Annotated in this window: 22 protein-coding genes; 16 read left to right on the forward strand and 6 right to left on the reverse strand. The window is 36.3% G+C overall.

The features are described 5' to 3' along the window. The first annotated feature begins 929 nt into the window (after positions 1-929). The 3 genes from ACN6MX_RS04505 to ACN6MX_RS04515 all read left to right on the forward strand — a co-directional run bounded on the left by ACN6MX_RS04505 (position 930) and on the right by ACN6MX_RS04515 (position 3840). Entirely contained in the window at positions 930-1376 is a 447-nt protein-coding gene (locus ACN6MX_RS04505) for a redoxin domain-containing protein (RefSeq protein ID WP_419961479.1), read from the forward strand. A 79-nt stretch (positions 1377-1455) separates the two neighbouring features. Then, a complete protein-coding gene (locus tag ACN6MX_RS04510; protein WP_419961480.1) occupies positions 1456-2115 on the forward strand; it encodes a potassium channel family protein in 660 nt (219 codons plus the stop codon). Between the two features lie 402 nt (positions 2116-2517). After that, positions 2518-3840 carry an amino acid permease gene (locus ACN6MX_RS04515; RefSeq protein WP_419961481.1) on the forward strand — a complete coding sequence of 441 codons (1323 nt, stop codon included), beginning with the start codon at positions 2518-2520 and terminating at the stop codon, positions 3838-3840. Here ACN6MX_RS04515 and ACN6MX_RS04520 read toward each other — a convergent pair. From ACN6MX_RS04520 to ACN6MX_RS04530, 3 genes are all read right to left on the reverse strand, one after another. Then, the gene (locus tag ACN6MX_RS04520) at positions 3837-4466 is read right to left on the reverse strand and encodes a LysE family transporter (protein WP_419961482.1); all 630 of its coding nucleotides are present in this window, start codon (positions 4464-4466) and stop codon (positions 3837-3839) included. The two genes, ACN6MX_RS04515 and ACN6MX_RS04520, sit on opposite strands and share 4 nt — an antisense overlap. Before the next feature lie 115 nt (positions 4467-4581). Then, a complete protein-coding gene (gene rnjA / locus ACN6MX_RS04525; protein ID WP_419961483.1) occupies positions 4582-6249 on the reverse strand; it encodes a ribonuclease J1 in 1668 nt (555 codons plus the stop codon). A gap of 3 nt (positions 6250-6252) precedes the next feature. After that, positions 6253-6462, reverse strand: a complete 210-nt coding sequence (locus tag ACN6MX_RS04530; RefSeq protein WP_090563028.1) for a DNA-dependent RNA polymerase subunit epsilon — start codon at positions 6460-6462, stop codon at positions 6253-6255. 575 nt (positions 6463-7037) lie between these two features. On the opposite strand from ACN6MX_RS04530, the gene ACN6MX_RS04535 reads away from it, so the two are divergent. Next, on the forward strand, positions 7038-7811 hold the full coding sequence (locus ACN6MX_RS04535; RefSeq protein ID WP_419961484.1) for a Cof-type HAD-IIB family hydrolase: 774 nt from the start codon (positions 7038-7040) through the stop codon (positions 7809-7811). A gap of 13 nt (positions 7812-7824) precedes the next feature. Further along, on the forward strand, positions 7825-8754 hold the full coding sequence (locus tag ACN6MX_RS04540) for a carbohydrate kinase family protein (RefSeq protein WP_419961485.1): 930 nt from the start codon (positions 7825-7827) through the stop codon (positions 8752-8754). Between the two features lie 139 nt (positions 8755-8893). Here the strand turns inward: ACN6MX_RS04540 and def are convergent, their stop codons facing one another. Continuing rightward, complete coding sequence (def, locus tag ACN6MX_RS04545) at positions 8894-9451, reverse strand: peptide deformylase (protein WP_419961486.1); 558 nt, start codon at positions 9449-9451, stop codon at positions 8894-8896. Between the two features lie 134 nt (positions 9452-9585). Here def and ACN6MX_RS04550 point away from each other — a divergent pair, with 134 nt between their 5' ends. The 8 genes from ACN6MX_RS04550 (at position 9586) to ACN6MX_RS04585 (ending at position 18487) form a co-directional block, all read left to right on the forward strand. Beyond that, positions 9586-10233, forward strand: coding sequence for a YkyA family protein (locus ACN6MX_RS04550; RefSeq protein ID WP_419961487.1), 648 nt, complete (start codon positions 9586-9588; stop codon positions 10231-10233). Between the two features lie 233 nt (positions 10234-10466). Further along, a complete protein-coding gene (gene pdhA / locus ACN6MX_RS04555; RefSeq protein WP_419961488.1) occupies positions 10467-11579 on the forward strand; it encodes a pyruvate dehydrogenase (acetyl-transferring) E1 component subunit alpha in 1113 nt (370 codons plus the stop codon). 3 nt (positions 11580-11582) lie between these two features. After that, a complete protein-coding gene (locus tag ACN6MX_RS04560; protein WP_419961489.1) occupies positions 11583-12560 on the forward strand; it encodes an alpha-ketoacid dehydrogenase subunit beta in 978 nt (325 codons plus the stop codon). A gap of 30 nt (positions 12561-12590) precedes the next feature. Beyond that, on the forward strand, positions 12591-13949 hold the full coding sequence (locus tag ACN6MX_RS04565; RefSeq protein WP_419961490.1) for a dihydrolipoamide acetyltransferase family protein: 1359 nt from the start codon (positions 12591-12593) through the stop codon (positions 13947-13949). A 3-nt stretch (positions 13950-13952) separates the two neighbouring features. Then, positions 13953-15365: a dihydrolipoyl dehydrogenase gene (gene lpdA, locus ACN6MX_RS04570; RefSeq protein WP_419961491.1), complete on the forward strand. Its 1413-nt coding sequence runs from the start codon at positions 13953-13955 to the stop codon at positions 15363-15365. A 597-nt stretch (positions 15366-15962) separates the two neighbouring features. Then, a complete protein-coding gene (locus tag ACN6MX_RS04575) occupies positions 15963-16787 on the forward strand; it encodes a polysaccharide deacetylase family protein (RefSeq protein ID WP_419961492.1) in 825 nt (274 codons plus the stop codon). A gap of 651 nt (positions 16788-17438) precedes the next feature. Next, positions 17439-17816: a CidA/LrgA family protein gene (locus ACN6MX_RS04580; RefSeq protein WP_419961493.1), complete on the forward strand. Its 378-nt coding sequence runs from the start codon at positions 17439-17441 to the stop codon at positions 17814-17816. Beyond that, on the forward strand, positions 17813-18487 hold the full coding sequence (locus ACN6MX_RS04585) for an LrgB family protein (RefSeq protein WP_419961494.1): 675 nt from the start codon (positions 17813-17815) through the stop codon (positions 18485-18487). Before ACN6MX_RS04580 ends, ACN6MX_RS04585 begins: the two co-directional genes overlap by 4 nt. A gap of 405 nt (positions 18488-18892) precedes the next feature. Here ACN6MX_RS04585 and ACN6MX_RS04590 read toward each other — a convergent pair whose 3' ends face one another. After that, positions 18893-20362 (reverse strand): aminotransferase class I/II-fold pyridoxal phosphate-dependent enzyme, encoded by a 1470-nt coding sequence (locus ACN6MX_RS04590; protein ID WP_419961495.1) that lies wholly within the window; start codon positions 20360-20362, stop codon positions 18893-18895. A 138-nt stretch (positions 20363-20500) separates the two neighbouring features. Here ACN6MX_RS04590 and ACN6MX_RS04595 point away from each other — a divergent pair, with 138 nt between their 5' ends. Then, entirely contained in the window at positions 20501-21457 is a 957-nt protein-coding gene (locus ACN6MX_RS04595; protein WP_419961496.1) for an NAD(P)H-dependent flavin oxidoreductase, read from the forward strand. Positions 21458-21474: 17 nt separating this feature from the next. Next, a complete protein-coding gene (locus ACN6MX_RS04600) occupies positions 21475-21744 on the forward strand; it encodes a UPF0223 family protein (RefSeq protein WP_419961497.1) in 270 nt (89 codons plus the stop codon). A gap of 43 nt (positions 21745-21787) precedes the next feature. Here ACN6MX_RS04600 and ACN6MX_RS04605 read toward each other — a convergent pair whose 3' ends face one another. Next, positions 21788-22417, reverse strand: a complete 630-nt coding sequence (locus tag ACN6MX_RS04605; RefSeq protein ID WP_419961498.1) for a YktB family protein — start codon at positions 22415-22417, stop codon at positions 21788-21790. A gap of 156 nt (positions 22418-22573) precedes the next feature. On the opposite strand from ACN6MX_RS04605, the gene ACN6MX_RS04610 reads away from it, so the two are divergent. After that, a complete protein-coding gene (locus ACN6MX_RS04610; protein WP_419961499.1) occupies positions 22574-22771 on the forward strand; it encodes a hypothetical protein in 198 nt (65 codons plus the stop codon). The last annotated feature ends 75 nt before the right edge of the window (positions 22772-22846 follow it).

Here is a 22846-nt window from a genome sequence, read left to right on the forward strand (position 1 = left end):
ACTGGGTTTGTGGAACTTGAAAGAATGAATAATACTACTGATTTCCGTTTCAGGTGGGGGTACAAAGGCTAAGAGCGCCACCTCGTGAGGCAACGCCTACGTGACCAACCTCCTGTTGGCCTCCGCGGGCGTTGCCTCAGCCTCCTCGCTGGAAAACATATGCTCCTGCGGTTACTCGTCGCAAAGACATTGCCCAAACAAAGTTTGGCCAATGTCTTCGCTGCGGGCTCTTCACCTAACGCTGTTCCCGCTGGAGTCGCCACCTTCCACTACAATCAATATGACGTGTAGTTCTCTACTATCAGATTTGGCATAGCTTATCGCTTAGATAATAATAGCAGTCAAAGTTAATATAGTGATAAAACCGTCTGTTGAATTAAGGACACTATTTTGTAATGAAGAATGAAGCAAGTAGATTTCCTTTTTTTACTAGTGGAAATAAAGAGAAATAGTAAGTAGTTACTAAATAATGAAGCGAAATAGCGAACGAAATTGCATCTTCGAGAGCTTCCTCTTTGAATAAGAAAGTATCGTTTCTCTAGTTATCAAAAAAGGTCTTAACCTCATGCTTACAGTTGAAGGAGGGCGACGGATAGAGAAACGTCATAGAATTACCAAAAAAGGAGAGGCTGGTTGTGACTGAAGTCACAACCAGCCACTTAAAAAATACTCGGTAATCCTATAGCAAAACGGCTGTCCAAAGCCCTTCGAAAACGTTAGAAACAGGTTTTGAACTTAAAGGACCAGGCGTTTTTTTATACGGTTTTTCTTATACGTCGGGGATTTACAGGCTATTTAGCCCCCATCTATTTTCTCAATCTTTTCTCAAAAATTGAGCTGGGGTTTTATAGCCTGCTAAAACGGGATAAACGCAATTTTTGGAGAACGCATATACTAATGAATGCTTAAAGAAAGAAGGGATATAAGTAGTGAAATTGCGTACCAAAATACCATCATTTCCAAACGATGCAAAATGGATAAATGGACCTATAAATAATGAAAAGTTAATAGGAGAAAAGCCTGTGCTCGTTTACTTTTGGTCAGTAAGCTGCTCATTATGTGGAGGAGCGTATAATTATATTAGACAGTGGAAAGCAAAATATGGGGAAAACTTTCAACTCGTTGGAATTCATATGCCAAGATCTAAAGAAGACCTACAGGAAAAACGTATTCAAGATGCAATTCAAAAAGGTCGAATGGAAGATTCCATTTATTTAGACCATGAATTGATCGTGACTAAACAATTTCAAAATCGAATAGTTCCTTCTTTTTATTTGTTTGATAAAAAGGGGCTATTACGTCATATACAATCAGGAGAAAATGGAATGATGATGTTAGAGAAAAGACTAGTTATGCTGATAAATGAAAACAAATAATAAGGAATAGATTTCATATCTATAAACAGTATGGATGTGGTAAACTAAACGCATTAGATAATATGTAGGGGGCAGTAAAATGCACAAAGAATTTGTTGTAGTCGGTTTAGGAAGATTTGGAGGTAGTATTGTAAGGGAGCTTATTGACCAGGGAGCGGATGTTATGGCAATTGATATAGCATCAGAGCGAGTGGATGAGTTCGCTACTATTGCTACACAAGCAGTAGTAGCTGATACAACAGACGAAGCTGTGCTCAAATCACTAGGTATTCGAAATTTCGAACATGTTATTGTTGCTATCGGGGACGATATTCAATCGAGTATTTTGACAACCTTAATGTTAAAAGAAATAGGTGTAAAGAAAATTACTGTGAAAGCACAAAATGATTATCATGAAAAAGTGCTACGTAAGATTGGGGCAGACCAGGTAGTGCATCCTGAAAGAGATATGGGTATTCGAATCGCCAACAATATCTTGTCCAATAATGTATTAGACTACCTCGAGCTTTCAGATGAGCATTCTATTATGGAAATAAGAGTGAATGAGAAAATAGCAAGTAAATCGCTTATTGACTTAGATATCCGGGCACGCTATGGCATTAATATTGTAGCAGTCAAACGTGGGAATAATATCATTGTTTCTCCACAAGCGGATGAAAATCTAATACTAAATGATGTTCTAATCATTATTGGAGCAGATGTGGACATCAATCGTTTTGAAAAGAAAGTATTATCCTAGGAGAAGTTCAGGTGTTCTTTAAGAGGCTATTCGTGACCAGATGTCACGGGCAGCCTCTTTTTGAAGATTAAGTATATAAAATGTCCTATAAATACTGGATTCATGAAACTTTAAAGAAAAGACAATCCTATGATTTTCGTTTCAGTTGGTCGCTTTCGGCGGACACGGCTTCCAAAAACGCACTGGTTTTGACTTTAGAGGTTTTTTATCCGGTTTTTCTCATGCTACATCTTCTAATTATAATAATAAAATGGAGAAGTTATCAATTTAATATGAAGTCGAGAGTAAGAAGAGTTAATAACTCTTGATTTAAGTAAGAATAGTAGTCATTCTTTTGCATTCATTTAAAAGACACATAATTATATATCCTCGTGACAGACTATGTTTACGAGGAGGAGCAATATGGCAAAAAAACAAGCAGAAGAGGCAAGCCTAACCTGGTGGCAATTATCCCTTATCGGGGTAGGCTGCATTATAGGTACAGGTTTTTTCTTAGCATCTAGCATGGCGATTCAGATGACTGGTCCCTCTGTTATATTGGCATTCATTATGGCAGCATGTGCTACTTATATCGTGTTCGAAGCACTTGCAAAAATGTCGGCAAATGATCCACAAAAAGGCTCATTTCGGACATATGCTAAAAAAGCTTATGGGCGATGGGCTGGCTTTAGTAGTGGATGGGTTTACTGGTGTTCTGAAATTTTAATCATTGGTAGTCAATTGACGGCGATTTCTCTTTTAACCAAGCTTTGGTTTCCGAAAGTACCTTTATGGATTTTTGCATTAATCTATGCAGTTTGTGGATTACTTGTTCTATTTATTGGTGCAAAAGCATTTGGCAAATTGGAAAGTGTTTTCGCAGTGATGAAAATTGCGGCTATTTTTATGTTTATCGTGATTGCAGTTTTGGCATTGACTGGAGTACTAGATGGTAATCCAAAGGGAGACGTCCCTAGTACCTTAAAGGGATTTTTCCCGAAAGGATTTCTCGGTTTTTGGAGTGCACTTTTATTTGCTTTTTATGCCCATGGGGGAATTGAAGTAATGGGAGTTATGGCTATTCATTTGAAAAAGAAAGAAGATGCACCAAAATCCGGTAAAATCATGCTAGGATTGCTTGGCATAATTTATGTTACCTCTCTTACTTTGGCATTATTATTAATGCCTTATTCTAAATTTAAGGATGACAAAAGTCCATTTGTTACCGCTTTATCTGGTTTTAACCTAGACTTTTTCCCACATGTGTTTACAGCCGCTATTATCATTGCTGGTTTTTCAACTATGTCTGCCTCGTTATTTTCAGTAACGACAATACTTACAACTTTATCTGAAGAGGGAGATGCGCCTGCAATATTTAGCAAACAAACGAAAAAGAAAACTAAGATGCCTTTACCAGCTATAGCGCTAACTTCAGTGGGTCTTATTCTTTCTATCGTTACTTCCTTATTATTACCTGAAAAAGTTTATCAGTATATAACAACAGCCGCTGCTTTAATGTTACTTTATAATTGGTTGTTCATATTAACTATGTATCAAAGGTTAGTGGAAGCAACAAAAGCAGATAAGGTAAAAAGAGTAATTGGCATTATTCTTGTATCAGCGGCTGTTAGTGGTGCACTTTTTCATACAACTAGTAGACCTGGTTTCTTTATCAGTCTCGGTTTCCTAACAGTGATTGCTATTATAGTTTTATTTTTACGCAAAAGATGGAAAGAAGAGGCTTAAAAAAGTAATCGATAAGCTTGGATTCCAAAGTAAATGCCAAAAACAAGCATAGATAAAGAAGAGATAATGGAGATTGTGGCTAAAAATTTATTTGATAGAAATTTTCGAGCCCCACTCGATAGGAAAGCCATAAAGGTATCCCATAAAATAATACCGACAATAATTGAACAACTGTACAAAAAGAGTTGATTACCAGTAAATTTTTTAGAGGCTTCTGCTAGAACTGATCCGAATATTCCTAGCCAAAAAAGGATTGTTAATGGATTTAAAAGAGATAAGAAGAATCCCGAAGACAATGATTGTCTAAGTCTAATTTTTTTCTCTTTATAGAAATTTAACTTAATCTTATGGAGAGTGAATATACTTTCTATCCCAGTATAAGTTAGTACAAAGCAGCCAAATGACCATAAGAGTATTTTGATATAAGGAGAATCAATAAAATGACCAACACCGAAATAGACCAACACCATATATAAAATATCGGCTAATAATGCTCCAAAACCAAAAATCCATGCGTGAAAAAATCCATTTTTTATACCTGTATTTAGTTGTGCTGCATTAACTGGTCCTACTGGTGCTGCTAAGGAAATACCTAAAAAAACATAAGCAAATATAGAATTCATCATAGAGTCCTCCAATAAAATAATATCTATGTATGATATTCAGAAGAAAGGACTCGTACAACTAAGTTTTTGGGCTAAATAAAATAACCTCAGAATCCGTGGATTCTGAGGTTAAAACTTAAACTTCCATAATAATCGGAAGTATCATAGGACGTCGTTTCGTCTTTTCATATAAATATGGACTTAGTACATCCGTAATTTCATTTTTCAATTCTGACCATTCGGTTTCTTTACCTTGAATAGTGTATCGTAAATGCTTGTTCAACATTTGTTGGGCTTCATTAATCATTGTTCCTGATTCACGCATGTAGACGAATCCACGAGAAATAATATCAGGACCTGATACAATTTTTTTCTTCTCCATATCAGCACTTACAACAACAATAACTAAACCTTCTTCTGATAAAATACGGCGATCACGAAGAACAATATTACCAATATCACCAATTCCACTACCGTCAATATAAATATCACCAGAAGGGATGCGACCAGCAACATGTGCTTCATTGGCACTTAAAGCAAGTACTTCTCCGTTTTCCATAATAAATGTATTATTTGGATCTACATCACAATCTACGGCTAACTCAGTATGAATTTTTAACATACGATATTCTCCGTGGATCGGCATAAAGAACTTTGGCTTCATAAGTCGAAGCATAAGTTTATTCTCTTCTTGCGAGCCATGACCGGAAGTATGAATATTATTTAATGAGCCGTGGATTACTTCTGCCCCAGCTCGGAATAGAAGATTAATCGTACGATTGACACTTGCTCTATTTCCAGGGATAGGAGATGAAGAAAATACTACTGTATCTCCAGGTTGAATTTGAATTTGTCGGTGTGTACCGTTAGCAATGCGTGATAGTGCCGCCATCGGTTCACCTTGACTACCTGTACAAAGGATAAGAACTTCATTTGCCGGTAATCGATTCAATGCGCTTGCATCCACAAAGGTTTCTTTAGGAGCAGTAATATAGCCAAGTTCACGACCGATTGTCATAGCATTATCCATGCTTCGACCAAATACAGCAATTTTACGACCATGAAGAACCGCAGCATCCGTTACTTGTTGAAGTCTATGAATATTAGATGCAAAAGTAGCAAAGATAATACGACCGTCTACTTTACGGAAAATAGAATCCATGCTTTCCCCAACTTTACGTTCAGACATTGTGAAATTCGGAATTTCCGCATTTGTACTATCTGATAGTAAGCATAAAACTCCGTCTTTACCAATCTCAGCCATTTTAGTTAAGTTTGCAGGTTCACCTACAGGGGTAAAGTCGAACTTAAAGTCCCCAGTGTGCACAATATTACCTGGTGGCGTTTTTACAACAATTCCAAACGCATCTGGAATACTATGTGTTGTACGGTAGAAACTTACGGAAGTTTTTCTGAACTTTATAACATCTTCTTCTTGAATAGGGATCATTTTTGTTTGACGTAGTAAGCCGTGCTCTTCTAATTTATTTCGCAATAAACCAAGTGCTAGCTTTCCGCCGTAAACTGGTACATTAATTTGTTTCAATAGATAAGGAATACCACCGATATGATCTTCATGACCATGTGTTATAAATAAACCTTTAATCTTATCAACATTTTTTACTAAGTAAGTGTAATCAGGAATTACATAATCAATACCTAGTAAGTCGTCTTCTGGAAATTTAATACCAGCATCGATTAAAATAATTTCATCTTGAAATTGAACGCCATATGTGTTTTTGCCGATTTCGCCTAGTCCGCCGAGGGCGAAAACTGCAGTTTGGTCATTTTTTACAAATTTCATATATTAAATCTTCTCTACTTTATAATTTTCGCTAGCTTGTTCGTACTCTAAATGATTACCTTCAAGCAACTGAATTAATTCGATATTGTATTTGCGGTCTATTAAAAGGGCGCGAACTTCGCGCTCATTTTCAGCCTCTACATATAAACATTGTGTGTTTTCGCGAACTGGCACTTCTAATGCATTCTCTTGATAATAAACTTTAAAAATCATTTTATACTCTCCTTTTTCACGTTCAAAATAAATCAATTCTCTTTATATTATCACGACACTTATTTAAAATAAAGAAAAGCCCTCCATTTTAAGAGGGCAAAGTATTTTATCCCGCGTTAACGGTCAGTACAACTCCCAATTTTATGCCCGGTTCTAAAACCACAACATAGATGGGGGATTAACTGTCCGTAAACGCCCGAATGGTTCAACTAACAATCAGTTGGGGAAGATGCCCCCCAGATTGAAGTTTCACTTTATCCCGCGTTAACGGTCAGTACAACTCCCATTTCATAGTATTATCCTAGGATTGTAGATAAGTGGGAGATTAACTGTCCGTAAACGCCCGATTGATTAAACTAACAATCCGGGGAGATGAACCCCCCCCAGATTGAAGTTTCATTTTAAGCGATCGTTTTGTTTCTAAGCATTCCACCGAGCCGTCTCAACAATTTCCTTTTCAGGCGTTTCAACATGGCTATTCACTCCTTATAGAGTATTATATACTATAGGAAAAAATGTGTAAAGGATTGAGACAGAAAAGTCAAATAATTTGTATCTAAGAATGGAGAATTTATATGAAAAACAAAATTTTATTTTTTGATATTGATGGAACGATTTTAGATAATGATAAAAATATTCCAAGTGGAGTGGAAGAATCGCTTCAAAAGGCAAGAGATAATGGACATGAAATTGTTATATCTACTGGGCGCTCGCCTTTTACTGCTCAATCTGTGTTAGATCGATTAAAAGTGGATTCATTTGTTTGTTACAATGGGCAAATTGTTCAGTTTAAAGGGAAGATATTACATAAGGGAATTATTGCGAAGGAAGAGCTGCAGCATTTAACGGATTTTGCAAATGCAAAGAAACAGCCAATAGTTTATATGGATAGCAATGAGATGGTTTCTAGCTTCCAAGATCACCAAGATGTATTTGAAAGTATTTCTACATTAAAGATAGATTTTCCACGTTATGCAGAAAATTTCTTTTTAACAGGTGATATTCATCAAGCGCTAATCTTTTGTAGTTTGGAAGAGCAAAAGGAATATGAACAAGCTTTTCCTAAATTGAAATTCGTCCGCTGGCATCGTGTTTCCTGTGATGTCCTACCGAAAGGAGTTTCAAAAGCCAAAGGGATGGATCTAATGCTTAAACATATTGGAAAAGGACCGGAAGATGCAATTGCTTTTGGAGATGGGTTAAATGATATAGAAATGCTTCAATTCGCTGGGACAAGTGTTGCTATGGGGAACTGTGTTGAAGAGTTAAAAGAACACGCTACCTTTGTTACGGATCATGTATCAGAGAGTGGATTATCCAATGCAATGAAAAAATTAGGTTTAATCTAAAGGAGTTTAATAGATGTCCAAAAAGTTTGTCCTCATATATGGGGATGCGTTTGTCGATTATATTGCTGAAGATCAGAGCAATAGTCGATTTTCAAAGTTTTTAGGCGGTGCCACCGTTAATGTTGCTGCAGGTGTTGCTCGTCTCGGTGCAACAGCCTCGTTTATAACCGTAACTGGAGAAAATGAAACCTCTGAATTTGTGAGAAATGAATTGATTGCTGAAGGGGTCGATTTATCCTTATCACAAATAGTACCAGAAAAAGAGGTAAGTGGAGTTTACGTGCATCTTTTGGAAAATAATGAACGTCATTTTGAACGTTATGTAGATGCGACACCTGACATCCAAGTAGACTTTTCCTCTATTAAAAGCAAGGCAATTCATCAGACATCTGTATTTCATTTTTGTTCCGGAACACTTTTTCATCCGACGGCTCTTGCGACTACAAGAAAAATTGTAGAGAGTATGAAAAAATCGAATGTCCTCATATCCTTCGACGCTAATATCAGACCGTTACGTTGGAAGAGTGAGGAGATTTGCAGAGAAACAATTTCTTCTTTTTTCGATTTTGTTAATATATTGAAGTTAACCGAAGAAGAGTTATTCTTTTTAACGAAAACAACAACTATAGAAGATGGAATTGCTCATTTTAAAAAGTACAATATCGAGACGTTGCTTATAACAATTGGTGCTGAAGGTACCCTTGCGGTGATTAACGGGGAAGAGGTACATGTTCCTGTGGAAAAAGTTATTCCGATTGATACAACGGGAGCTGGAGATGCTTTTGTCGCGGGTATTCTTTCTAAAATTTATTTGGAGGGGCATCCTTCGACAAAACAAGCTTGGACCGAATATATCGCGTTTGGCAATAAACTAGGTGCGATCTGCGCTACTAAGTCCGGTGCATTATCTGCTATGCCACGACTAATAGATTTACAAGAATAGAGTTAATAATACGAATTGCAAATTAAAATCCTCAAATCGTAAGTTCGATACTTGAATCGCAAGATCACCATTTTAATTTGCAATACTATAGACAAAACGCCAGTCCTACATTTGTAGGACTGGCGTTTTAGGTAATTATTTAAGAACGATCATATGGAACAGAATCCGGAATAGGAGCATACGGATTTTCACTATCTATATGATCATAAAACATGATGCCATTTAAATGATCTAGCTCATGCTGGAAAGCAATAGCTGCTAATCCTTTTAAGCGTTTCTTGAAAGGAGTTCCATCTGGGAAAAATCCTGTCGCAGTAATCCGTGCGTATCTTGGTACATATCCTTCAATTACTTCATCTACTGACAAACAACCTTCTCCAGCAGAGATATACGTTTTTTCTACGGAGTGACTAATTATTTTGGGATTGACGGCCACAAAGCTAACTTCTTCATTGTTTTCATCTTCCAAATGAAGTGCGAACATTCTTTTGTTAGCATTTACCTGTGGAGCAGCAATCCCAATTCCTGGACGTATTTTATATTTCTCTACCATTTCATCATCTTGACTGTTAATGACATATTCCAGTAAATCGTTTGCTAGAGTTAAATCTTTTTCTGATAATGGGAAAATCATTTCCTCAGTTTTTACACGTAAAGATGGATGTCCATCTCTGACAATATCATTCATTAAAATCATTTTAATCGTCCTTTCAATGTTCATATATCTATTATAGCGAAATTTGACCATATACTAAACAAAAAACGGCCTATTGGTCAGTTGAATTTAATAGTTAATACAATTATAGTTGAAGGGGTATAGGGGGTTATATGATGAAAATAAGGAAATACATACTCATCTTCAGCAGTATATTACTACTTGCTGGCTGTAATTTTGGAGAGTCAACAGAACAAAAGCTATCAAACATCTTATCAGAAATTTATGATCAGGAAGCTGATTATAGAGATGTACAAGAAGAGTTAGCTGAAACAGAATCAAAAGAACAAGCGAACTTTCAACAGATGATGGAACTGACGAAGGACCAAAAAGAAGAACTTGCTACAATGGTAGAAGATACGGCAACTTTATTGGATACTAGATTAGCTTTAGTAGAAAAGGAAGCTGCTTCTTTAAATTCTACTTCTGATGGTATTAAACAAATTAGTACACTTATTTCTGAAACAAAAGAGCCTTCCAAAAAGGAAAATTTAAAACAAATAGAAACGGCCTTGAAAGAACGTATTACAGCGTATGAAGACGTGACGATTAACTATAATGAGTTGGCTACCATGCAACAAGATTTATATAATATGTTAGTGGATGATTCTGCAGATGTTACTGCAATACAAGAACAAGTTCAGGAAGTAAATAAGCATAATGAGTTAGTTAAACAATCTGTACAAAAGTTTAATGATGCAACTGAAAGGGTAAATCAAGTAAAAGAAGAAGTATTAACTTCATTACAAAAAGATGAAAAATAAAAAAGTAGCTCAATGTAGAGCTACTTTTTTATATAATTATAGCAATCTGATATAGTACAGACATAATTTGTGAGTAATACAGTTTAACGAAAAATAAATATTCTGACTATTGAAATCGTATGTTTCATATGATTGACCCCAGATTTATTCTTGAGTATACTAAAAAGGAAATATTGTTGTACTACTATACTTAAAAGAAAATTTTAATACAGAAGAAAAGGAGAGATGTAATAATGGCTGTAAACAAACCAGCGCAATTAGACCCTATGAAAACGCTTCACGAAATTGAAGAAAAGTTTGAAATGTTTCAGATTTTAAACGAAGATGGGGAAATTGTAAACGAGAAAGCAAATCCTAACTTATCAGATGAGGAACTAGTAGAGTTGATGAGTCGTATGGTTTATACGCGTATCTTAGATCAACGTTCCATTTCTTTAAACAGACAAGGACGTTTAGGTTTCTATGCTCCAACTGCAGGTCAAGAAGCTTCTCAACTAGCATCTCAATATGCATTAGAAAAAGAAGATTTTATCTTACCTGGTTATCGTGATGTACCGCAAATTGTTTGGCATGGCTTACCTTTATGGCAAGCATTTCTTTTCTCACGTGGACATTTTATGGGGAACCAAATTCCTGAAGGTGTGAATGTTTTCCCACCTCAAATCATTATTGGTGCTCAATTTATCCAAGCAGCTGGAGTAGCTCTTGGTATGCAAAAACGTGGTAAAAAAGCGATTACTATTACTTATACAGGGGACGGTGGATCATCACAAGGAGATTTCTATGAAGGTATTAACTTTGCTGGGGCTTTTAGAGTACCTGCAGTGTTTATCGTTCAGAACAATCAATTTGCGATTTCTACACCTCGTGAACTACAAACATCTGCAAAAACGATAGCTCAAAAAGGTATTGCTGCTGGTATTCCGAGTGTTGTAGTAGATGGTATGGATCCACTTGCTGTTTATGTGGCTACAAAAGACGCTAGAGAACGTGCGATTAAAGGTGATGGACCTAGTCTAATCGAAACCGTATGTTACCGTTACGGTCCTCACACAATGGCAGGAGATGACCCGACTCGTTACCGTACATCGGAAACTGATTCTGAATGGGAAAAGAAAGATCCATTAGTTCGTTTCCGTAAATACTTAGAAACAAAAGGTATTTGGAATGAAGAAAAAGAAGCAGAAGTAATTGAAAAAGCTAAAGAAGAAATAAAAGAAGCAGTTAAAAAAGCAGATGCAGCACCAAAACAAAAAGTAACTGATCTTATCAATATTATGTATGAAGAAAATCCATATAACTTAGATGAGCAATTAGCTTACTACACAGAGAAGGAGTCGAAGTAACCGATGGCACAAATGACGATGATTCAAGCAATTACGGACGCACTCCGTACTGAGCTTAAAAATGATGAAAACGTTCTAGTCTTCGGTGAAGACGTAGGCGTTAACGGCGGAGTTTTCCGTGCAACAGAAGGATTACAAAAAGAATTCGGAGAAGATCGCGTGTTTGATACACCACTTGCAGAGTCAGGTATTGGTGGTCTTGCAGTAGGTCTATCACTACAAGGGTTCCGTCCTGTTCCAGAAATTCAATTCTTTGGATTCGTGTTTGAGGTTATGGATTCTATAGCTGGTCAATTAGCTCGTATGCGTTTCCGTACTGGTGGAGCATTTAATGCACCTGTAACTATTCGTTCGCCATTTGGTGGTGGAGTGCATACCCCAGAAATGCACGCAGACAGTTTAGAGCTTCTGATGACTTCAACACCTGGTGTGAAAGTTGTTATTCCTTCCACTCCATACGATGCAAAAGGATTGTTAATCTCTGCAATTCGTGATAATGATCCAGTTATTTTCCTAGAGCATATGAAATTATATCGTTCGTTCCGTGGCGAAGTACCTGAAGAAGAATATACAATTCCTCTTGGTAAAGCGGATGTAAAACGTGAAGGAACTGATTTAACAATTATCGCTTACGGTGCGATGGTACATGAAAGTTTAAAAGCTGCAGAAGAACTAGAAAAAGAAGGTCATTCTGTAGAAGTAATAGATTTACGTACAGTGCAACCGTTGGACATTGAAACCATTATTGCCTCTGTAGAAAAAACAAATCGTGCAATGGTTGTTCAAGAAGCACAGAAACAAGCGGGTATTGCAGCAAATATTGTAGCAGAAATTACAGAGCGTGCTATTTTAAGTTTAGAGGCTCCTGTATTACGTGTAACTGCTCCTGACACTGTTTTCCCATTCTCTCAAGCAGAAACAGTTTGGTTACCTAATTCTAAGGATATAGTAAATACAGCTAAAAAAGTTTTAACATTCTAATATAAAATCTGTATAGAAAGGGTGAATAAATTGTCATTTGAATTTCGATTACCAGATATCGGTGAAGGTATACATGAAGGTGAAATCGTAAAGTGGTTTGTAAAAGCCGGCGACGAAGTACAAGAGGACGATATTTTATGTGAAGTACAAAATGATAAGGCCGTTGTTGAAATTCCTTCCCCTGTAAAAGGGAAAGTTACAGAAGTTGTTGTAAGCGAAGGAACAGTAGCTGTTGTTGGAGATGTGCTTGTTAAACTCGATGCTCCTGGTTATGAAGACCTTAAATTTAAAGGCGATCATAGTGATGAGGAAAAAGCAGAAGAAAAAACAGAAGCACAAGTTCAAGCAACTGCAGAAGATGGTCAAGCAGTAGAAAAAGAAAAAGTAGAAACTCCTGACAAAAAAGTAGATTCTAAAGAAACAGCGAAAACAGCAGCTAATGAACAACCAAAAGGTGATACACGCGTTATTGCAATGCCTTCTGTTCGCAAGTTTGCGCGTGAAAAAGAAGTAAGGATTGCAGATGTGATAGGTTCAGGTAAAAATGGTCGCGTTTTAAAAGAAGATATAGAAGCTTTCTTATCTGGAGATCAGCCTACTGCAGTGGAAGAAAAAGCTGAAACAACTACTAATGCAGAAGCTGAACAACCAACTAAAACTTCAGCACCAGTTACATTTGAAGGTGAATTCCCTGAAACTAGAGAGAAACTTTCACCAATGCGTAAAGCAATTGCTAAAGCAATGGTGCATTCCAAACATACCGCTCCACATGTTACATTAATGGATGAAGTAGATGTAACAGAACTTGTTGCACATCGCAAAAAGTTCAAAGAAATTGCTGCAGAAAAAAATATTAAGTTAACTTACTTGCCATATGTAGTAAAAGCTTTAGTAAGTACACTTAGAGAATTCCCTGCGTTAAACACATCTTATGATGATGATACAAACGAAGTAATCCAAAAACATTACTTCAATATAGGTATTGCAGCAGATACGGATAAGGGATTATTAGTACCAGTTATCAAAAATGCTGATCGTAAGTCAGTTTTCGCAATATCAGACGAAATTAATGTATTAGCAGGAAAAGCGCGTGATGGTAAACTTGCTGCAGCTGAAATGAAAGGTGCTTCTTGTTCTATCTCAAACATTGGATCAGCGGGTGGTCAATGGTTCACTCCAGTTATCAATCATCCAGAAGTTGCTATTTTAGGTATTGGTCGAATTTCAGAGAAACCTGTAATAAAAAATAGTGAAATTGTGGCTGCACCTGTGTTAGCATTATCATTGAGCTTTGATCATCGAATGATCGATGGTGCGACTGCACAACATGCGTTGAACCATATGAAACGTTTGCTTAGCAGTCCAGAATTACTATTAATGGAGGCGTAAAAAATGGTAGTAGGAGATTTCCCAATCGAAACAGACACACTTGTAATAGGTTCAGGCCCTGGTGGATATGTTGCAGCTATTCGTGCAGCACAAACAGGACAAAAAGTTGTAGTTGTGGAAAAAGAACATATCGGAGGAGTTTGCTTAAACGTTGGATGTATTCCTTCCAAAGCATTAATCTCTGTTGGTCACCGTTTTGAACAAGCAAAACATGCTGATGATATGGGAATTACAGCTACAGATGTTAAAATCGATTTTTCTAAATCACAAGCTTTCAAAGACAGCGTTGTAAAAAAACTAACTAGCGGTGTTTCTGGGTTATTAAAAGGAAACAACATTGAAGTAGTTATGGGCGAAGCATATTTCGTTGATGCTAACACTGTTCGTGTAATGGATGAAAAATCTGCGCAAACTTATACATTTAAAAATGCAATTATTGCAACAGGATCTCGTCCTGTAGAAATTCCGACTTTTAAATACACTAAACGCGTATTAAACTCTACTGGTGCACTAAGTTTACCTGAGATTCCAGAGAACTTAGTTGTAATTGGTGGTGGATATATTGGTACTGAACTGGGTTCTGCATTTGCTAACTTAGGTTCTAAAGTTACTATTGTTGAAGGCGGTGACGATATTCTAGCTGGCTTCGAAAAACAAATGACAACAATTGTTAAAAAAGGCTTAAAGAAAAAAGGCGTTGAAATCGCAGTTAAAGCATCTGCTAAAGGTGTGGAAGAGTCAGATACTGGCGTAGTAGTAACTTATGAAGTTGGCGGAGAAGAGAAAAAAGTTGAAGCTGATTACGTTTTAGTTACTGTAGGTCGTCGTCCTAACACGGATGAAATGGGTCTAGAAGAAATTGGTCTTAAATTCGCTGAGCGTGGATTATTAGAGGTAGACAAACAATGTCGTACAAACATTTCTAATATATATGCTATTGGTGATATTGTAGCAGGTCCTCAACTTGCTCATAAAGCATCATACGAAGGTAAAGTAGCTGCAGAAGCAATCGCTGGTCAAACATCTGTTGTGGATTACTTAGCAATTCCTGCTGTTTGCTTTACTGATCCAGAGATGGCTACAGTTGGACTTAACGAAGCACAAGCGAAAGAGCAAGGATATGACGTTGCTGCTGGGAAATTCCCATTCGGAGCTAACGGTCGTGCACTAGCTTTAAACGCGACGGATGGTTTCGTAAAACTAGTATCACGTAAAGAAGATGGACTATTACTTGGAGCTCAAATCGTAGGTCAAGGTGCTTCAGATATGATCGCTGAACTTGGTTTAGCTATCGAAGCAGGAATGACTGTAGAAGATATTGCAATGACTATTCATGCTCACCCAACATTAGGTGAAATTGCTATGGAAGCTGCAGAAGTTGTTATGGGTCATCCAATTCATATTCTTTCTAAATAATTTTTCTTTCAAGAATTTAAAATAGACTTGTTCGCTTATTGCGACAAGTCTATTTTTGATGTGCAGGATTTTTTCTAGTCAAGTTGGGTTCTTTAATCCTCATAACACCCATATTTTAAACTAACCTGTCTTAGAGTAAGGGGAGGAATTATAGAAATCTATGTCGAATTAAATATTTAAAATTTAAAAACAGAATATTTTATCTTAACCCATTCTATTATTATTTTTATTGTTCACAAAAGGTGTGCCTTTACTCGATAAGTACTAACATTTTTCAGTGTAGATAATTTCAATAAAAGGTAATTAGAGCCTAACTTGAATTGGAGGAGATGGTTTGAAGAGTTTACTAAGATGGAGTTATTTTTGGGTGTTATTTGTCGGTATTTTAATAGGCTATTTTGGAATACCTATGCTAACGCGATTATATTTTATTATATTTAACTAATTTCATAGTTTAGCAGAGTCATCCAAGAATATGGAAAGTAAATTGTATATTTTTACTAAAAGTAGTAGTTTGTAAGACGGAGTTAAAAGTAGTAAGAATATATGCCCTACTATCCATCACTTTCTCCTGTTAAAATATAGAGGAAGGAAAGGGTGATTAGATTGAAACTTACAACTTGGACAATATTGGCAGTCATGTTAGTTGGACTTTCTGCTTGTGGCATTGCAGACGAAAAGCTGGAAGTAGAGAAAGAAACGGAAGAAACAACCCCGGTATCTCAAGAGACGATAGTAGATGAAGTGGATGAGGTAGTAGAGGAGGAGGTTACTACCCAGGAGCCTGAAACCCAATACGAATTAAATGAAGCAAACTGGACATTCCAGCCAATTGAAGATGCAAATCCGAAAGCGGTTTTACTTACAGTCGATGATGCTCCTGACAAATATGCAGTTGAGATGGCAAAAACATTGAAAGAGTTAAATGCACCAGCTATCTTTTTTGTAAATGGTCATTTTATAGATACAGATGAAGAAAAAGCAAACTTAAAAGCTATTTACGATATGGGATTTTCTATTGGAAATCACACACAAACACATGCCAATTTAAGAGAAAGCTCTGAAGAACAGCAAAAGGAAGAAATTTTAAAAGTAAATGAAACAGTTGAATCAGTAATAGGTGAAAAACCTAAATTCTTCCGAGCACCTTTTGGAGTTAATACAGACTTTAGTAAGGCGCTTGTTCACCAAGAAGGTATGTTGCTTATGAATTGGACATATGGGTATGATTGGGAGAAACAATATATGGATGCTACAAATTTAACTGATATTATGGTAAACACTGAGTATTTAACTGATGGGGCAAATTTATTAATGCATGATCGTAAATGGACTGCAGAGGCTTTAAAAGGTATTGTAGAAGGGTTACGTGCACAAGGCTATGATTTAATTGAACCAAAAACAATTAAAGGAATACAATAATCTATACGCCTTTGGATTAAACATCCAGAGGTGTTTTTTTAAAATAGGAAAGTATATAAAATGTCCTATGAATACTGGATTCATGAAACTTAAGAGAACAAACAAATCCCATGATTTTCGTTTCAGGTGGGCGACAATTTTCCTTTTCCAAGTGGAAATAAAGAAAAATAGTTAGTATGTAACGAATTAAGAAGCAAAATAGCGAACGAAATTGTCTCTTCTAGGCCCGCTCGATGCGGGTCATGCTCCTGCGCAAAGCTCGTCGCAAAAATAATTTGGTAGTCGTTGCGATCGCGTTGTCGCTCTCTTAGACTGTTTTCCCCTCTAGGAGTAAAATCGTATCTTCTCTTCTCTCTAGTTAAACAAAAACGAACTAACCTGTTTCAAATAGTTGTAGAAAGGTGACGGATATGTCACCGCCATAAGATTACCAATAATCACTAAAAATTCACTCGGTAATTCTATAGCAAAACGTCTGTCCAAAGCCCTTCGGAAACGATAGAAATAGGTTTTGATCTTTAAGGACCGGGAGTGTCTTTTGCCCGTTTTTATAATACATAGACAGGGTCTCTTATTAAGCGTAGAATTATTCCCTATATATCATTTTTTCGGAGGTGAAAGCTTTAAAAGAAATTCTTTTGAAGCATAAATATGGTTAAAATTACTCGTACTGTTTTCCAAGTAATAATTTTATATCTTTTTTCATTTATCGGATCTTGGATTGTACAAAGTCTCTCTCTTCAATTTCCTGGAAGTATTATTGGATTATTATTACTCTTCACTTGCTTATATTTTAAAATAATACCAGTGGAACTTATAAAAGATGGAGTTGGATTTTTATTGACCTTTCTAGCGTTATTTTTTATACCTGCTACTGTTGGGATTATGGACTATCCAGAACTACTATCTTGGGCAGGTTTAGGAATGATTTTATCAATTGTCATTAGTACAATAATAACTATTATTATTACTGGTAAAATTTGTGAATACTTAGAGAGAAAACTATTAGAAAAGGAGCAGATTGAATGATTGCAATTATAATGATAATCGGAACAATTGTGCTTTTTTATGTAATGACACTTGTATATAAAAGATTTACATACCCGTTATTAATTCCTATTTTCTCTACAACGGTAGTGCTTGTGATTATTTTAGTTATAAGTAATATACCTTATGACACATATATGTCTGGTGGAAAGTGGATAAATGAATTATTAGGACCGGCAGTTGTTAGCATGGCCTATCCACTATATATTCATCGAGAGAAAATTTTCAAATATAAAGTTCCAATTCTATTGAGTGTATTATGCGCTCTGTTTTCAGGATTGATAAGTATTACTATATTATCTAAATTATTGTCATTGGATGATCATATTTTATTATCTTTATTACCGAAATCGATTACTTCACCGGTGTCTATTCCTATTAGTGAGGCAATAGGAGGTATCCCAACATTAACAGCAGCTTTCGTTATTTTTGCGGGAATAATAGGAGCTATTTTTGGACCATTTATCTTTAAGGTTTGTCGTATCGAAAAAGCGATAAGTCGAGGAATATCAATGGGAAGTGCTTCCCATGGTATTGGGCTATCCAAACTAACCGAATATGGAGAGGAAACATTGACGATGGGTTCTGTATCCATGACTTTAAGTGCCATATTTGGTTCTTTTGTTTGCCCTTTATTTGCACTATTAATCTAATCTACTAAAGGGTTATATCAAAGAAACATATAATACTTTCAAGAAAATTATCTCCTATATTTAAAGATAGAACATTGCTATGAATAGAGATTTACTTTATTCGTTTTCCATTTCATTAAGTAGGAATAAGCTAGAAAGAAAAGGTAGGATACGACCAATAAAGTGGCAAAAAAGCTCCCGAAATTTTATCTTCGGGAGCTTTTGCAGTATGTGTTGGAAAGTATCCTTTCTCTCAATATCCAAAAGGTCTTAGCCTTATTTTTATAGTGGAAGGATGGAGACCAAACGCCGTAAGATTACCTCTCAAAAATCAATCGGTAATCATATAGCAAAACGTCTGTCCAAAGCCTTAGAAAACGATAAAAACAGGTTTTGACCTTAAAGGACCGGGCCTGGTTTTTCTTATTAAAATATCGCTTGATGTTCTTTAATAACGTGAATCATTTCAAGCGTATCGTCTTCAGGACCTTGCACAGGTAATCCTGCTTCAATATTCATCGTAATATAATCGATGTTACCTTGGGTAATTATTTCCCCGGGAATAAAAATCGGAATACCTGGGGGGTAAACCATTACAAACTCAGCTGAAATGCGGCCACTCGCGCCTTTAAGCGGAATAGATTCTGTAGCAGCATAAAAAGCATCCCTAGGGGACATAGCAAGTCCTGGTATATCTGGCAGAGTAACAGATGGTTCTACGATAACTGCATCAGATTCATGAGCAGCTACCATTCTAGAGAGAGCGTTAACAAGTAAATTAACTTCTTTTTTCGTATCTCCAAGTGTGATTAGGCATAGAATATTATACAAGTCAGAAAGTTCTACTTCTATATTTGCTTTTTCTCTTAACCAGATTTCCGCATCATATCCTGTCATCCCTAAGTCTTTAACACTTATTAATAGTTTAGTTGGATCCATATCATACGTAGCAGATGTTTGTAATATTTCTTCCCCTACACAGCGGATATGTGGAATTGCATTAATACGTTTTCGCGTATCTTTTGCAAGGCGAATAGCATCTCCGATTAAATCCTCACCATGAATAGCTAGTTGTCGTCTTGCAGTATCTAATGACGCAAGCAATGGATAGGATGTAGAGGTTGTTGTTAACATGGACAGAATAGACTGAACACGCTTAGTAGACACTAAACCTTCTTTAACATTAAGAATAGAGCTTTGAGTCATTGATCCACCTAATTTATGGACAGACGTTGCTGCCATATCAGCCCCTGCTTGCATTGCAGAAATAGGAAGCGAATCATGGAAATGAATATGAACTCCGTGTGCCTCATCTACTACAACAGGAATTCCTTTCTCATGAGAAAGCTCAACGATTCTTTTAAGATCTGCAGCTAAACCGAAATAAGTAGGATTAATAACTAATAATCCTTTAGCATCAGAATGTGCCTCTAATGCTTTTTCTACCGATTCTACCGATATACCATGGGAGATTCCTAATTCTTTATCTACCTCTGGATGGATAAAAACAGGAATCGCGCCTGCAAACACAATAGCTGACATAATCGATTTATGAACATTCCGTGGAACGAGAATTTTATCGCCAGGTCCACAAATTGTAAGTATCATAGTCATAATTGCACCACTTGTCCCTTGTACAGAGAAAAATGTTTCATCGGCACCAAAAGCTTCTGCTGCCAAATGCTGTGCTTCTTTAATTACACCTTTAGGAGAATGTAAATCATCTAAAGGAGCAATATTGATCAAATCTATAGAAAGTACATTATCTCCAACGAACTCTCGAAATGCAGGGTCCATCCCTTTCCCTTTTTTATGCCCAGGAATGTGAAACTGGATTGGATGACGATTCCGATGCTTTAATAATGCATCGAATAATGGAGTTTCTAATTGTGACAACGTTCATACCACCTCTAGTTAGAATTTATAAAACAAAAGAAATTATAGCACTTCAATAGCTGTAATACTATCAAAATCATTGTAATTTGAATCATTAGACTAAATTCATTAAACTATTCATATAAGGAGGGGAAGAGTATGGCTTTTCAAACAAGGGTTACAGAATTATTTAATATAAAGCTTCCGATTGTACAAGGAGGACTTGCTTATTTAGCGTATTCTGATTTATGTGCGGCTGTTTCAAATGCAGGAGGTTTAGGACAAGTAACTGCCATGAGCTTAAAAACGCCAGAAGAATTGAGGGGAGAAATACATAAAGTAAGAAAGCTGACGAACAAACCTTTCGGTGTAAACTTTGCAATTGGTCAAACTGGGAAAGCTTATGAACATATGCTGCAAGTGGCAATAGATGAAGAGGTTCCAGTAATATCAATGACTGGAGGAAATCCAGCCCCTATATTAGAAAAACTTGCTAATACGTCGATTAAAAAGCTAGTACTGGTTGCTGCAAAACGACAAGCTCAAAAAGCAGAGCAGCTTGGTGCTGATGCAGTTATGGTAGTAGGACATGAAGGGGGAGGGCATCTGGGAAGAGATGATGTTGGATCTATCGTTCTAATTCCCCAAGTAGTGGACACTGTATCTATACCTGTCATCGCTTCTGGTGGCATCGCTGATGGACGAGGATGGATGGCAGCTCATGCACTTGGGGCAGAAGGGATTGAAATGGGCACTAGATTCATCGCTACGAAAGAATGTATACATGCTTCACTAGCTTATAAAAGTACCTTAATAAATAGCGGAGAAACGGACACTGTAATTATTAAGAAATCCATTGGTGCTCCTGCAAGAGCTATAAAAAATAGTTGGACAGATTCGATTTTAAGTATTGAAAGAGAGAATCCAACATATGATGCTCTTAAGGACTATATTAGTGGCGAAGCGAATAAGCAATTCATCTATGAAGGTGATGACGAGAAGGGATTCGGTTGGGCAGGTCAGTCAGTAGGGTTAATAAAAGATATACCTACCGTACAACAATTATTCGACCGCATGGAAATGGAAGCAATGGACATACGAAATAAGTGGAAATAATAAGGAGGCAGTAAAAGATGGAATACACATACCCTTTTTCATTGGATTGGTCGACAGAAGAAATAGTGGATGTTGTGCAATTTTTTGAAGCGATAGAAAAAGCATATGAAAATGGTATCAAACGGGAAGAACTAATGAAAAGATACCGAAGATTTAAAGAAATAGTACCTTCTATTGCAGAAGAAAAAACATATTTTCGTGAATTTGAAAAAGAAAGTGGTTATGCAAGTTTTCCTATTATTAAAAAGATGAAAGAACAAACGGAAAGTACCATCATCAAAGGTTAAAAAAATACCTCCTATACGACAATGAGTATAGGAGGAAAAACTTTTATTTCATTTGAATCATTGTTTTATATATTGGCAATAAATGATCAAATGTTTCTTCTGCAAGTTTAATGAAGTCTTCCTCAGAAAGCTGTACAGCTACTTCTTTGCTAATATGACGACCTACTAAAAATTCTGCTTTTTTTACATCTTTTAAACGTACCAGTACTTGCTCAAGCCCTGTTTTCTTTTCCTTTTTTAACATGGATGCTTCTGGCTTCATATGATCTCCAGAAATGATAAAGTCCTCAGGCAATTTGTTAAATAATCCCTTTTTCTTCAATAGTCGTTCAGCAATTGCTACTTTATCGGGTGCCTCATAAATAACGGCTAATATGATAAAAGCATGGCTACCCCATAATCCTATTTGGAAGTGTGGTAGAGCTTTATATCCTCTCTTATAAGGTGCAAAAGCTACCCAGCTGTCCTTTGGTGGATTAACCGACCGTCTTGCATGCTTTGCTACGTGAGGATAATATTCTTGTCCAAGTAGTGTAGAAAAATACTGACTATAATGATTGCCTAACTCCTCGAATTTAGGTCTAACTTTTTCGATCAATCCAGCCATTCTGTTTTCAAGTCCATCTATTTGAAAGACATCAAAATCTTCTTCAGTCCAAAATGTTTTGCTCATATGTAAACTCCTTTCAACTTCTATGTTTATTTTATAGGAATTTTGGGTAAAAATCTTGTAAGTAGTATTTTTCAGTAGACATTATTTATATGGCAGCATATTTTATTATAAAGAATCTTCTGAATATTACGATATAAAAAAGAAGGGGTGGTAGTGATGAGACAGGTAGTGCATATTATTCGTAAAGAAGACTTGGAAAAAGGGAAAATTCAAACTTTAAAAATGGAGTTAGATTATGAGTTGGCAACTTTATTTGACGCAATGACGAGTAAAAATGAAAAGGAAATAGGTGCTTCAAAAACCCGACTAGCTGAAATTCACCAGCTTTTGGAGGAACTCAATGCTCTCGATTAATGTTCCAATTATAGGAGTGCCTTAAAAAACACCAGCTTATGAAAAGACAGCCGGTGTTTTTTTCTTTATACTAAA

The organism is Psychrobacillus sp. BM2 (assembly GCF_048572895.1).
Classification (GTDB): Bacteria; Bacillota; Bacilli; order Bacillales_A; family Planococcaceae; genus Psychrobacillus.